6 protein-coding genes are annotated in these 15,607 nt (G+C 38.9%); all 6 read right to left on the reverse strand.

The window, feature by feature from the left end; translation table 11 throughout:
• Positions 1 to 32 precede the first annotated feature (32 nt).
• From LAV82_RS23215 to LAV82_RS23240, 6 genes are read right to left on the reverse strand one after another with little or no spacing between them, the layout of a single operon-like run.
• The gene (locus LAV82_RS23215) at positions 33 to 902 is read right to left on the reverse strand and encodes a baseplate J/gp47 family protein (protein ID WP_499716997.1); all 870 of its coding nucleotides are present in this window, start codon (positions 900 to 902) and stop codon (positions 33 to 35) included.
• Between the two features lie 11 nt (positions 903 to 913).
• Positions 914 to 1,315 carry a hypothetical protein gene (locus LAV82_RS23220; RefSeq protein ID WP_449305759.1) on the reverse strand — a complete coding sequence of 134 codons (402 nt, stop codon included), beginning with the start codon at positions 1,313 to 1,315 and terminating at the stop codon, positions 914 to 916.
• Positions 1,302 to 1,673 carry a hypothetical protein gene (locus LAV82_RS23225; RefSeq protein WP_499716998.1) on the reverse strand — a complete coding sequence of 124 codons (372 nt, stop codon included), beginning with the start codon at positions 1,671 to 1,673 and terminating at the stop codon, positions 1,302 to 1,304. Before LAV82_RS23225 ends, LAV82_RS23220 begins: the two co-directional genes overlap by 14 nt.
• 11 nt (positions 1,674 to 1,684) lie before the next feature.
• Positions 1,685 to 2,143, reverse strand: a complete 459-nt coding sequence (locus tag LAV82_RS23230; protein WP_449305761.1) for a hypothetical protein — start codon at positions 2,141 to 2,143, stop codon at positions 1,685 to 1,687.
• Between the two features lie 11 nt (positions 2,144 to 2,154).
• Positions 2,155 to 8,601 carry a lysozyme family protein gene (locus tag LAV82_RS23235; protein ID WP_499716999.1) on the reverse strand — a complete coding sequence of 2,149 codons (6,447 nt, stop codon included), beginning with the start codon at positions 8,599 to 8,601 and terminating at the stop codon, positions 2,155 to 2,157.
• 11 nt (positions 8,602 to 8,612) lie between these two features.
• Positions 8,613 to 15,602, reverse strand: a complete 6,990-nt coding sequence (locus tag LAV82_RS23240) for a hypothetical protein (protein ID WP_499717000.1) — start codon at positions 15,600 to 15,602, stop codon at positions 8,613 to 8,615.
• Between the last annotated feature and the right edge of the window lie 5 nt (positions 15,603 to 15,607).

Consider the following 15,607-nt stretch of genomic DNA (forward strand, 5'->3'; position numbering starts at 1 on the left):
TGTAATGTATTTCAGGTCGTTTCTCGTCTGCATTAAAGAACTTCTATATTCTGTGGTACAAGGCGTTCATCTTCTAATATTTCATGATTTGTTAAAAGTACAGGCTCATTGTTTAAGTAAAATTTCAATATCTCAAAATCTATGATTTTTTCATGAGCATTCATGATCTCCTGAACTAAATCGTTGTAGATTAAGCCCTTACCCATTTCAAGTAAGCCAACATATTCAGTGATTTTATTCTTTGCTTCCGACTGAATGTAACTCTTTTGCTGATCGCTAGTGGTTTCATGGAAAGCTAACTTAACAGTTAAGTCAACTGGAACAGCAACTGGCAGCATAAGATTAGGTCTAACACCAAATGACTTTGTAGTGGCTATCACTTCTTCTGCTTGGTGAATTAATTCATCTTCACTGAATCCATACTGAGGAATTATCACAAAGCTAAAGCTTCCCGTACCATGACTATACTCTTTCCCGATAACGTCACTCATACCATTGATTGTTAGTAAAGCTAGTCGTAATGCTGAATAATTAGCAGTGGCCATCGAAGGGACAATTTGTGTAATCTCATAGCGGTACACATCATCACTAATTGGCTCTTCAGTAAGTGTGTTATCTGCACTCCTTATTTGCTGAATACGTCTAGGGTAACTAAATAAACCTCCAATTAAGTCAAGGTTATTACCAGTTGCCTTACTGACCACACCTTGATCGAATACATCTTGTGCGAATTGATATAATGAGGCACGAGCTGTGTCACTACTTACTCCAATTTCAGGTGCTATTGCTTCTATGATAGATCGTGCAATACTGCCTGCAGAGAAGTTAGTAATCGATGTATTTTGTGCAATATATATAGCTGCATCTCTTAATATCTCTTGGGAACTTTTCTTTAAAAACATACCTTATCTCCTTATAAGTCCAATGGTTGAGTTAATACAATGGTGCCATTTCTATCCGTGTTCAACATCGTGTAAAAATCAATTTGCTCTATACTTGTTGGTACAGCTCTAACCTCAAGATCAGCTATATCAAAACGGTTATCATAAGTTAATGTTTCGTAAATTTGTGATTGCCCTCTTTGACCTGTCTCTCTGGTATTAGGCTCACCCTCTAAGAGTTCCAAGTCTGCGCCAATATTAGGATGAGAACGCCAATCGGTTTTTTGTGTACGGACCCGGTTATTGATATCTTGACGAGCAGACTCAGCTTCTGATGTCATAGCAAAGTCCCCTGTTTCATCTGCAATGAAGTCTCCATCCACATTATTATTCAAATCATAAAAACGAATATCTTGCTCATTATAGCTTCTCATTCTTTTCGCCTCCTTTTACTAATTCAACTTCCAGCAGCATGTCTTCGATTTCTCCATATTCATCACGGAGGTACGTATTCTTAATCACGGTGTCATGTTTTTGGATGTCTGTTGAAAAGATATGAACACTGGGAGCAAAGACCATTAAGCTTTGGCTATCACGACTAAAGCGAAAGCCCAATCCATAGTCAGCAAATCCTTCAAGCACTCCACTTTCTCTTCCTAGAATACCTGCTCCACTTACAGGGTTCACAAACCCTACGTCACCGTTTTTAGCTTCAGTAGAAGTATCAAATAACTCATCTAAGTCTTGAGGTTCCTCTGTATCTAAACTATATAAATCATCTTTCCAGCCCATCATGTTCCTCCTTACTTCGGTAGTAATTCATCAAAGAATCCAGCTACCCGGTACTTAAGGTTGTTAAAGAATAAATCCAATTGATCAGGCTCACGATAGTAAGCTGTTGCAATAGGTGTTTTTGGATCTCCATTAATATATTGAACCCATACTCTGTCATGTTTCTTAAACCCTTTATCAATAACCCCTTGAGAATACATAAAGCAAGGCACTGAATAAAGCCTCTGCATTTTGTTTCCTAATAAAACATCTACGTCTACTGTATGTCGTTCATCCGCAGGGAGCGCTGTTTTAGCGCCCTCCGGATGACGAATATTTCCTTCATTATCGGTTGCACCACATTCACAAAATGTAGTGTTTGGATGATAGAAGGCCACCTTGCCTATATGTCCTTGATAATTTCTTTCTGATGCCCGATCAGCACCTTTATCATGTAAATCCCTCTTAAATCCACTTTCCTCAACTGACATTTCTCTTCCCCCTACTTCTTCTTACAAATTGGATATGAACAGTGCAAATGGTTGTAATGCCCTGCAGGATCATAAAAGGCTGTTCCTGATCCATACTTTTTATTGAGCTCTTGAACAATGTCCCAGTCACCAAACACTATTCCTCTAAATCCGGCCTGACAGCATGAGTTAGCTAACTTTCGTGCTTCATCCTTATCTTTTCCATTTGGAAAGCGCATCTTTCCGTTGATGGTCCTCATCGTATTTGGAGTATCAATATCTGCAGCCCATCCTGTTCCATGCCAGTTTGGATCCCCTGGTCTATTTCCGCTTGTAATATTGAAATCCTTCCCGTAAATCTTTCTAACATTTACAAGTGTTTCTGCGGTTGCTTGGCGTACTTTACTTGTACCACCAACAATTGTGATGCCGAAGTTTCTGCCTTTAAATGATTTTAAATCAATTAGTCCAGCACCACTAGTTTGGTATTTCTTCTTTCCTTCTTTCCCAAGAACAGAAGGACATGAACTAGCACCACCAGTAGCTGCTGCTCCACCGTCACTGTTTTCACATTCACCATTTGGCATGTCTCCACCGTAATATCTAAGCACACGCTCTACATATTTTGAATCTCCATACCCAGGTGGAATACGTGAGATTCTACCATGCTTTTTGGCCATCATTTCAGCAAAACTATAAGCTAATTGAGGTGTGTATTTTCCTCCACGCTTCATACAGTAGTCGATAAAGCCGCCACCAAAGTTATAACTTTGGATGCACATTTTTATATCACCCTTAGTTCGTCTCAATAATGATCCAAAGTATTTAACACCTTGAGCAATAGACTGGTCAACGTTCTTGATATAGCCAATAGGTTTACCCATTGATTCACTGGCTTGCATGACATCAGGGTACTTAACATAGTTTCCACCAGACTCTTGCATACACTTCGCTTTCACGATTTCTGCATATCCTTCTATCCCTTGTTTTTTACACTCAGCTTCAATCTTAGGTCCAATAACACTAAAGTATTTGGAAAGTCCTTTTGCTTTTCCTCCCTTAGAAACATCACCTTTTGGAATACAGACACTAGCAGCCTCAGTGCCACTACTACCACTGACTAGTTCTTTGACTTTATCCCATAGGCCGCCAAACCAAGATGCGATTTTACTCTTCCACTCATCCCAGGTAGTTTGCTCCTCATCATGAACAGCTTTTGTTTCACGACTTGCCAATAGAGCAAGACGCTTGTTAAGTTGTTCTAATGCAGCTTTTCGATCATCATCATATAATTCTTGCAGTTTATCAATGGTTAGCAAAGGTTTACGAAATTGCTTAAAGATAGTTGAAGCTATATGAGATAAATCAACAGTATCTTTGGATGAAGATGCGCTAGCAGACACTTCACCCTCACGAGCAGATTGGCTAAACTGCTGAGTGTCAACACCAATAAATCCTAAGAGCAATGAAGAGATATCATTTGTCATTAGACTTTGCCAAAAGTCAGGTGAATCTCCTACAACGGAACCCTTGTGTCCGTTAATACCTGCTGAATATTCCAGACCACTTTTAGTCAATGGTGCAATCAAGCAAGACTGTCGCTGGAATAACCACCTTTCAATAAACTCTCCAATAGTAGATGCAATCAAATGTACACCTAAAGCTTCTATGCCCGCAGCTAACCAGCCTATAGGTCCAGCCATTGCCTGACCAGCCCAAAGGAGTCTAGCAAAGCCACCTGTTCCTTTAAGTACTGTCTTAAGCTTACGTGAACCACTACTCATAAGTGCACTGCCTTTTTGCTGAAGCTTCATGTTCTTGAGGGTATTTGACCCTAGCAGTTTACTATTCTTAAGGATATTTTCTAAGTTTTCCTTTCCTTCTGTGCCGGTTAACTTTTGCAGTTGATCTAGCATACCATTCTTTGCCCAACGAGCAGTGTCCGATGATTTTACAGTAACCGCGTTTCTTGATTTCTCTGCCTTGCTAATGGCATCAGGATTCTTAGGCGATTTACCTGTGAGCCTGTCGTATAATTTCCCCGTCACTTTACTTGTTTTAAAGCGCTGTTTCATTCTATCCATGCTGTCTCTTGTGACAGACCATAGCGCATTTAGAATAGGAAGGTTGCCTGAATATTTAGATGTGCTCAATATTTTTCGCAGTCCAAATGTTAAAAGTGCAGAACCAGCAAGTTGTTGGGCTGCCATCATAAAGCTCATTGAACGTCGATCACTGTTCACTACAACAGCATCTGGCTTCAGCATTGTGATAAAGCCCATCTGATGATTCATAATCTGAGTAACTTCCTTAACATCTGCTGGCCCTGAAATGGAGTTATGAGTATCATTAATCCACATCTGATCATAAGGTTTCACTGAAGGATCTCCCATAACTGTTAGATATCCATCGTACATATCTCGCACGTAATCACTCAGACCACGAGCTGTGATTTTAATAGCTACACCTTCATCGAAATACCATTTGTTAGGCTTATTCAAAACCCCTCCGATTAAGGGGATGTTCTGAACTAATCGTATACCTTGGGCATTCATTGTTGTATCAATATTAACAACACGCTGTTTCTCAGCCCAGATATTTGTATCAACATACACAGGAGATGTAGTGTCCATCTCTCCTTCATTCATATAGACGCCAACCGCTACTGTTCGAACATTTTCCTCTGATGTAACAATCGTGTTGTCTATGATAGAGCTAATGCTATCGTAAACGTGGAATTGTCTAAAAGGCTTCATGGCTGTACCTTTAATCGAGTCGTTGTCAGCCACATAATCGTAATGAAGAGGGAAATAAGCTTTTCCTGAGAAGATAGTGTTCCTGAACCCAAACGGATGAACAGCAACGATGTGGTCATTTCCGATAGCTGCACAGATATTCAAGACATCCCAAACGGTTTTATCAAATAAGCCTATATTGATGCCATCCTCATCAGATTCACCCATACCAAATCCATCTTTGATTTTATTCCACCATCCATCATGCTCTTTATTGGTTAATCCTGTGGTTTGATAAACATTCATGTTAATCTCACCTTTAGTACGCTCTTCTTTCCCGAAGGCACTACCAAAGATTCCACCAACAACTGCGCCGCCGATTCCTCCTATTGCAGCACCGATAGGTCCACCGATTAATGCCCCAGCGCCTGCCCCTGCACCAGCACCGGCTCCAATTCCTCCGAAGAATACACCAGCTTGTGCTACTCCTTGAGGGGTTTGCTGATGACCAAAGTGCATAATCCCTAAGCTATGATTATTGAATTCTTTATTCGATAAACCTGCCCACATGTTCTTAAAGAACCCTTGAGAATCGGTTAGGATTTCATCCACAATCTCTGTTGGCTCTTTTTTAGATGACCAGAAACCACCATCTGTTGTTTCGTTTACATCTGCTCGAATTTTATTAGTCAATTCAATTCCATCATCTTGTGCGATAACAGTTAAGGATTCTCCATTATTCTGAATAGATGTGATAGTTCCATTCATTGTTGTAGGAAGCTCCATTGGATTAGATCCATAACCCATTCTGAAATGAATGCGTGTTCCAGTTCGCAGCATAATAGATTTATAGTAGTTAGGGTTTCGCTGCCTAGATCGCTCAGCTTCTCTTGCTACAGCTCCAGGCATTGTCATCATCTTAAAGACTTCACTATAACTTGTGTTTGTTAAGTCCATTCCTTTTTCAGCATCATCTAATGTTCCATAGATATTGGCCATTTCCAACACAAGAGTACTTGAAGCTTCTTTTCGATTATTTGTGTACATGATATCCATAACCGCTTTGTAGTTGAAGTATTGGTCTGATAACTTAATCGTCCCTATAAACTGTCCTTCATCTATTAAAGTTAAGAAGAAAGTTGGGAATGCTCGCACTAGTCTTCCCCGTTTGTCATAGCGGATCATATCATGCATCATCCCTTTATGGATGTTGTTGTTATTATCATCTACAACAGGTGCTGAATTGCTTTGTGTTTTCTTTGGCTGAGAACCAGCAGATTTAAAATCTTTAACAGGAAGATTCTTAGTTTTATCTTTGATTTGTGATTTTGACCACTGCTTTTCATTGTTTGCATTTTCCAATACCTTTTTCACAAGGTTTGTTACCTTTTGTGGAGGCTTCTTATTATCTTTCAAAAGAGCCATATACTCTTTATCAAAGCCAAGGTAAAGCATTACAACACCCGCAAAGCGTGCTTTATCTTTATCAAAAGATTTACTTTTGCTTAAACCAAATGATTCATATACATTACCTTCATTGTAGAGAGGCTTTCCATTACTACTCTTAACAGTAAATGTTCTCTCCAACTCAACATATAAGTCACTCATTTTACGGATGCCTGACTCAACATTGTATTCAATGTTCTTTCCAAGCAGGTTCACATTAGACCCATACATCTGTCTAACTTTCATAGCACCAATATATTCACCATCTATTTTTCCATCTGCATTTGTGTAGAAAGAGAAATTATCACTCATCATAACAGGCGAGCTAGATTGTGAATTTACTACCTTACCTTGCTTCGCATTAACTCCGTCTTCATAGAACTGCTTAAGGTCTTCATCCATAGCAAGAGCAAAGGCTAATGGGAAGTTTTGATTGATACCAAAAGCTTGTGACTTTTCTCTAATCAGTGCTTCCATTTCACTTGTTGCAATGTTGCCTTTATCAACCAATGCCTTATCTATTTCAGTCGTATCACCACCATTTTTCTCAGCAGCAGCCTCATAATCTTTCCTGCTTTGTTCTATTTCTTTTTGGGTTTTACCATTCAGGTTAGTAAGCAAACCGCCTTCTACATCAGCTTGTCCACCAGTTCCATCACGCAGTGTCATCTTGTATCCGTTTTGCATGGCGCCTAACAGGTCTTCCCAAAATTGAGTGCCTGTTTGATACTTAATGAAGAAGTCAGGATCTACGAAGACTCCACCATTCATATTCTCTACATGGAAGCCAGCTTGCGCACACTCACCATAGGTAGGCAATTCTAAGTCCGGATATAACTCTGAAGCTTTAAAGAACTCTTTGACCGACTCGTCATAAATAATTTGCTTGATGGCATCTTCACTAAGAGCACCTGCAGCTGTTCTTTCATGACCTTGACGCCAATTATCAAAACCCTTCATAACGCTCTCGAATGCCGGCCGATCTCCAACTAAGAATTTACTCCAACGATAAAAAGGTAATCCCATATTTTCAGCTACACCTAGCTCAGGGTCTACAGTGGTTGCTGATGTGAATAGGCTCCAGAATCCTTGGTCTTCATACTTATTAATATCCCATTTAGCTGTCTCTGAAAGCCATGTTACCTCATTGAGTTTACGCTCCATTCGATTGTAAGCAATCATCGTCAAAGTAACTTCAAATGTACCTGGCTGCCCTTCAACGGTATCTGTTTTTAAGTCTTCTATCGTGACGTTATTAACACCAAATAGCTTTGCTAGTTGATGATCAAATTGCAGGAATCCGTTTGCCACTTCTTTATGATAATTTCGTATCAAGTAAGTTGAACGTCTCACCATCGACTCTAAGCTTGCTATACAATCTTTATCATTTGTTGTAAATCTTGCTACCATAATCGTATCTTGAGAGCCCATATATTGATGAGTTGGGGATTCGTCATGTTGTAGTTGCAATGATGTAATACTGTTTTCGAAGCCAACAGAGAAGTCTGTTAGAATGAGTCCTGGTATTGCCCAATCCTCGTAATGCAAGTCATACTCAAACATTGCTTTTTCATACTGGTCTAAGTACTCTTTATTAAATTTATCTTCACGTTTTTCATTTCCCCAAAAATGATCTTTCTTATCTTCAATATATTTCTTAATAAGCTCCCTGTTTTCCTGTTTCCAGTCAGCTATTGCTTGTAGGTCATCTTGAGCTGCAATCCTGAATTTAAAAGAATTATCTAAATCATGATATAGCGGTTCATAATATGTATGAAAGTTCACGCCTATTTCCGGATCAAGGTTTCGACTGTAATACCATCTGAATAGTGGCCAATCAAACATCTCATCAAAGGTTCTTTCCTCTTTATCGGCAATGTAACTATATGGTTCAAAACTATAACACTGTATTTGTGCTTGTAGTGTATGAGGAAAGCCAGGAGTGGTTTGAACAGTAACTCCCGATATTGTAACAGCATCAATCTTTTGGATATCATTTAAGTATGTATTCTCTACTGGTAAAAATGGACACTTCTTTACCTGAGCTAACAAAGGACGTAGCTCAGTATTAATAGAATCCATGTCTGGAAAGAAAATAGTAAACTCAATAACATGGTCAAAGTATCCTGACTCTTTTGTCATGCTATTACGTGCTCGAAGAATTTGAAGACGTTCATTCTTCATTTGACGGTGAACACTAATTGCGGTAGGAGGCACGTAGAATTCCGTGTCTCCTATACGCAAGTGATGCTCAAGCAGCCCTCCATATGGAGTGTATTGCTGTAATGCGTTTTCCATGAGCATGCCTCCTATATATTTTCCCTTACTTTATCTCTATACCATTGTCGGTTTAGTTGTTGAGTATTATCTTGATGGGTTACAGAAATACGTGTAGGACCCGCATTCATTCCTATGTCTTGCATCCCTTGCGTAACCATCTGCGACATGTGCTCCTTCTGAAAGCCTCTACCTGAAGCCTGTATGTTTATTGCTGCATTTTGAGTTTCAGCAAAATCATCTAACGGCACATCCAATGCAGGAACTGGCTGTCTTTGAGGCACTTGTTCTTGACCTGAAGGTAACTCTTCTTCATTTTTGTAATGCATTTCAGGTTTTTCGGTGTTAAGAATATTGTAACCTGCTATTCCTGTTAGAGCAAGACCTCCACCAATAAGAGCAGCTTTTTTTCCGCTCATGTTTTTAACACTATCCCAAAGCTTAGATGCCTTTTCCCCTAAATCTGAAATACTGCCGCCTACCGCATCACTTGCTAGGTTCCTTACTCTACCTAGTTTCTTTTTTGTAGCATCCGTTCTTTCTTTCATTGGAGTAGCATTTAATCTTTCAAGTGGAGAAGTATGTTCAACATTGCCATTATCGGGCACATCTTCTCCAATCTCTCGAAGGTACTTATAAAGTAATGCTGCGGCTTTATTGTCACCAGCAAGATCCTTTGGATCAGCAGTTCCATGAAGTAGTTCACTGAATTGTTTAATCCCCATTTTAGTAGAGTTCTGGTTGTATTGAATACCAGTACTTGTACCAAATTTAAAACCTTGTGTACGAAGCCCATCTCTAACTTGTGTAAGGGCCATCGGCATTTCTTGCGCAACATCAGCCATATGAAAATCGTTAACAAACTTTTTATCGAAATAGTCTTTATCAATGCGGATAGCTTCATTCCAGTCGCCTTTATAAATGGCATCTATCATCTTTAAGCCTGCAGGTTCCGCACCGTGCTTCGCATCAATTAGCTTCTGCTCAAGACCTGCACCAAATTGTTTCATCTTAGCATTCATCTGTGGGGTATCACTATAATGACGATCAGCTACTTGACGAATAAATAAGTTCAAGTTAGATGCTCTACCAATTGTCATCTTACCAATTTTAGAAGCCATCTCTTCATCACTATTGCCTACAGCTTTAGATATATAAGACTTACCTTGTGATGCAACTTCCTCATCGTATTTCGAAAGACTTTTAGGTTCAGTTTCTGATAAACTTACTGGCTTTGCTTCTTCATAATCAGATCGATTTGGATTAGATTTAGCTTCATGAGTTTCCCACAAATCTTTAAATTTGTACTCATTACTATCGTGAGCTTGTTTCCATTCTTTTTGAACCTTCTCATCATCGACTAATACAACATGAGAGTAGTCACCATCCGAGTCAGCATTTTGTAACATTGAAGAAAAGGAAGTCGTATGTATTTCCCCTTCTTTTACCCAATCAGCCATCTGGAGTTTAGTGAACTGCATGGCTCCGTCATGAAACGTAGGATAACGAACGTTAGCAACATACTTCTCAGTGCCATTCTTCAAGTCGTCATATACACCCATCTTTTTAGCTGTTTCTTCAGAAATGACTGTATATTGTCCTTCACCATATTTGTCCATGTACTTTTGAGATGTGTCAAAGTCCATTAGCTTAAATAATCCAGAAGCAGATGTATCCATGTGTGTCTTAAATACATCACTTAACATCATACCTTTAGAGGAAGACAACTCTTGGAATGATTGGTTCATGTATCCCGAAACAGCAGACTGGAGTTCAGAATGAGCGTTTCGTGCATCTGTAATGTCCTCAGCTTTATTTACGGTATCAGCTTTCTTGTAGATGTTCGCAATATGTTTTTGCATCCCTCTAAGATGAATATCTCCATTAGCTCCTTCAAGTGAAGTGAATGGAATAAAGATTCTATCTAATTCTTGAAGCTTTCCATTATCCATATTCACAGTAACTTTGTCTAATTTTCCATCTGTTCTTTCTACGGAAGGAAGCTCAAACCAAAAGCCGTGACCGTTGGATATCTTGGCGTCAGGACCATGCTTTTCTTCCATGCGTTCGACAATACTTTGTACCGCTTGTTTATCAAAGATGGTGCCCTTGTATGACCCTACGTTTTCTCCTTCAATATCCAATAGAGTACGATGTATTTCAGGTAAGCTCTCAAACTCCGAAGCTTGAATACCTATTCCTTCAATCCCTTTATCTTCAGCTAGATATCTAAGTGACTCTTTTACGCCTATTGTCTCATTGGTTCTATTGCTTTTCTGTTTCATTACATTAAACACATGATCATAGGTTTCATCTAGTCCATAGCTTTTAAGAACACCCATTTCACGGTGCCCCCACTGGACGCCATCTTTTTCTCCATATATCTTCTTGCCATCTGTATCAAATCCAAGTACCGCTCGTCCTGTATGGTCAACAACTTTACTGTAGTTAGATACCTTTGATAAGTGAGCATCAAGAATGCCATAGCGAACACCCTCTGCTGTTACAGGAGATATACTAATGTTCTTCTTATTGAGACTAGCAAACACATCATCAAAGGCATTCTTATCAATGTGTTCACCAAAGCTATTGTCAATGAACCCTTTATTCTCCTCATTCCATTTAAGTCCCACATTACCATTCTCAATAATTTGAATAGCTTGCTGCTTCTTCTTAGGAGAAAGTTTATTCACACCTTCCGCTAATAGTCTAGCTTCACCAGACATGAGCATACCAAAGTCTTTATGTTTTGCTACGTCCGGGTTAATAATTGCCACAATATCGTCTCGACCAGTAAGAGCTTGAATAAAGCGGCGATCTACAGGAGAGTCTGTCATTTTCTCTCCGTCCAGCATAATTTTGAAAGGATCAGATTGCCATTGAAGCACAAGATCTTCACTGCCTGCTACACCCTTCATAATTGTAGCTTCTTTGTTACCTTCATACCTGACTTGCTCTTTATATCCATTATCATGAATACGTTCACCTAAGATTGTACCAGGCGCTATTTTATCCCCTATCTGTAAGCCTTCAGCAACGCTGAATTGCTTGCCTTTTGTGTATCGTTTTTCATTATCTACTTCAAGCATATCTGATACATCTTTAGCTATGATTCCTTGCTGCTCGTATAAACGGGGAAGTTTTGCATATTCAATTTGACCATGCTCATCTAAGAAATTTAAGTCTGATAGGAGTTGCCTTCCTTCACTAGATTGATGCATGTCTTCAATTTTGTTTCGCAGCTGATCTTGCGTCATATAGGCTGTTTTCATATTAATGCTAGTGTCATTTGCAGGAAGGTTTCTCCTTACACGATCTTGCTGATATTCAAGTTGTCGTGGTGTAATAAGCAGCGTATCTCGACTTACACCTTTTGTTTGTTCAATTCCTTCTTTGACATTATCATTCAACAAGTAAGCATTCATATATTGAACAGCATTATCACGACCATGATTATAAAATGTGCCATATGGAATTAACTGACGAACATCTTCCATGGAAAGGATACCTTTAGAAACATGCTCCGCTTTAATAGAAGATGTAAAGAATTCTTTCTCCATTTTATCTTCAGCCCATTTAGGCATCTTCATTAAAAGCTTATGGCTCGTTTCCATATCGACATCATCAAAGGTTACGCCACGTTTCAGCTTGGTATTGCCATTTTCATCTCGATACGAAACATTGTCCCAGTCGTAAAAGTTATCTTTTGTAAGTTGTATTCCATCATAGCCATTGTAGAATAAGTCTTCTACCATAGCATTAGACATTTTTACATGAGATTGCTTTAGCGCATCAGATTGATTGTTTGCCCATTTATAAGAGTCGTTTTCACCAAACTCCATATTCCGTTGGATCCCTGACATGTTTTGAACTTCGTTACGGAGTGTACGTTTAGCCAAAGTATTAGCTTTCTCATAATCACCTGAATCGAATGCTTGCATGATATTACGCATTTTAGAAGCATAGCCTCTTGCGATTTGTTGAGCACTGGATATCATTTCTACATTCTTTTCATTAAGCGTAGCGATACTATGTGCGTTGAGCATCATGTTGCCTACCTTGTGAGTGCCAGCTTGATTGATTAATGGCATGTTAATTTCTAATGCCTGAGAAGGAACCGAACCACGTTGTAACTGATTTTGAACTTGAACACTATGTTTAGGTTCATACACATAAGCTTTAACATTTGCATCACTGCTTGAATCCATTGCAAGAGCAACGTGCTTACCAGGAGCATGTTTATGAATACTAGTAAGCAACTCCTCTAAGGCTTCATAGTTTTTAGGATTTAATCGTGAAAAACGATCTTGGTCTAACCAGTCTAACGTCCTTCTCATTTCTTCTCCTAATTCTAACTTTTTGCCTTCAACAGAACTTGTATTAATAACCATGCGAGCATTTTCAGTATCTTGAATAGCTCTCTGAATAAATGCTTTATTATCTTCACGAGTCAGTTCTTTAATGTTAATGTTATGATTCATGGCGGGCTGCACTCTTGTTTCATCGTATTTACCACTGTTTTGAGTGCGCATGTCTATAGCAATTTCACCAGCCGCAGTCCATACGGAGTCTGTATTATGAAGAACTGTCATGTAGTTCTTATACTGCTGTTTTGAAATGATAGGTTCACTCTTATTATCAGCAACTGTTTTTTCCTGAGAAGATAACACGCCCAATAAATTGGCCATTCTTTCTCTGATAACTCTTTGTCTGTTTGGGCCTTCTTCTACTCCTTTTCGTGCATAGCTATACATATTACTACGAGCAGTTTCAACAGTTTCAAAGTTTATGCTTCTAGTATCATTTACTTCAGGGTCAAAATAACTTAATCGCTGTTTTTCAAAATGTTTTAATTCAACATCTTGTGTAGGAGCACCTACTTTTTCTACAACCATTTGTTGATATCGCATCAAAGCCTGATCTCGTTTCTGGTTAACACTAATCAAAGCTTCACGGCGCTTCTTGTTTTCGGGAATTGCACTAGCCTTTTTGATTTCACTCTCGTAGGTAGCATCAATTTCTTGCACTGCAGATTCTAAGTAAGGTCGCTCATCAATGAGGCGCTTGTACATTTTAAAGAACTGTTCTTTTTCTGATTGATTAAACGTATATTCTTTCTTTTCATCATCCCACATGCTATTGAAATCAAGGTGATCCATTAGTTCACCTGAGCGTATCTTACGTGCCATTTTCTTCGCTTGGTTTTTACTATAACCTTGAGCTACATACTCATCTACAGCTTGACGATAAGGTTCTCCATTACTAGATAAATGTTCTTCCATGACTTTGGTATTTGCGAGCATCCTTTTTAATCCTGAGAAGCCACTAGTACCTTTTTCAACTGGTTGTCCGTCTATAACAGTTAACCCTTTACCTGCACCATCTAATCCAAAATAGCGGTCATATCGTCTACGTGCTCGATCTGTATCTGCAGCATGGGAAATCTCTCTTTGTGTTTCAACATCAATACCTTCCCAATTATAAAATCTCCCTTGAACAAAATCTCTTAAGTCATCAAAAGCATGCTCTCCATCCCTAACAATATAGGAATACTCATTTCTCTCAGGGTCAAAGAAGCGGAATGCTTGCTTTCCATCTCCCATTTCTTCATGACCAGCAAACTTATAAAATGTTTTTGAATTTATAACCGTCTTATTAAAACCGTTAGAGACAGGCTTCCAGTTTCCGTTCTCATCTTGCGCTACTCGAAAAGACTCTTCACCCTCTCCGTATGTCTGTATACCACCACTAGAGAATAATGTTTGCCCATGAGTTAATGATTCTTCACTCCACGTCATTTCAGTTGGATGGAAGTTGTAGCCTTTATGTATAGGCGCTTTTGTATTTTCAAGTTCTTCTTTAACGTAATCACGAGTTACCGCAACTACTTTAGCAGTATCATTAGTATCGACTGCAGCATTATGGGCATCTTTTTGAGAACTGTCTTCTTCAGGAAGAATACCACGGAATGCAGCCAGCTTATCTTTACCGTACACACTTCCACTATATTCAGGATCTACTTTTCTTTTCAAATCATCGGAATCCATAAAGACCGTTTTAATTAAATTTAGATAATCAAGATGCTTCACGTCTGAAGGTAACTGCACGCCCACTTTCTCTGCAAATGCTTTAATAACAGGCATGTCGAATTGGTTTCCGTTGTATGAAACAAAGAATGATTGAGGATTCTCTTTCATGAGATTCGCCACTTTTGTCATAGCTTCAACAGGCTTCTCGCCATTTGATTTAAGAGTGTTCAGACCTGATTGCATGTATTTTAGATACATGTCCATCTCTCTAACAACTTTACCGTGATCCACTTGATCCTTATAATCGAAGGCTGATTCAATGATTGAGTGATGCTGAATGCCACCTTTTGAAGAGAAAGTATGAGTATCAGTATCTTCTTTATATGTCGCATAGCGCATTAAGTCTACAACGCTTCGCTTTTCCCATTCTGGCAGTTTATTATAGGAGTATTTATCTTTAGAAAGCTCATTGATACGTGCCTGTAAGGAATCCACTACATCTTTGTTTTGTTGAATAACAGCATTGTAACCTTCTTCAACCATCTCACCGCTTACATCATATTTGTTCATTGAAATCTCTGAGACACCATATGGCTTATCTCTTTCGTTGCTATCACCAAATGTCTCAATATCAAATACATAATGCGCACCTGATTCATTGAATTCTTCAAATAAGTCAACAGCTTTTTCTTTTCTTTTACCATTAAGGGAATGAAAGAGTTTACTAACTCGTTCACCGTTATAAATAATCTTTTCCTGACTTTCCATTAACTTTTGAATCTCATCTGCTAGTGAGCTCTTATCACGAGAAAGAACCTTTTCTTGAGTGTTTAGTTTCTCAATATGAGGAGCGATTCGCTTTTCGTATCCCTCGTCAGTCTTAGTTTGTTTAATAACTTGATTTGATAAGGCTACTACCTTAACATCTTTTTGTTTTGGAGAGACAACATTCACCCGAATATCATCGGGTGCATTGTCAAATTGGTTATCCATTTACT

Origin of the sequence: Bacillus sp. ILBB4 (genome assembly GCF_035064545.1) — a bacterium.
Lineage (GTDB): Bacteria > Bacillota > Bacilli > Bacillales > Bacillaceae_H > Priestia.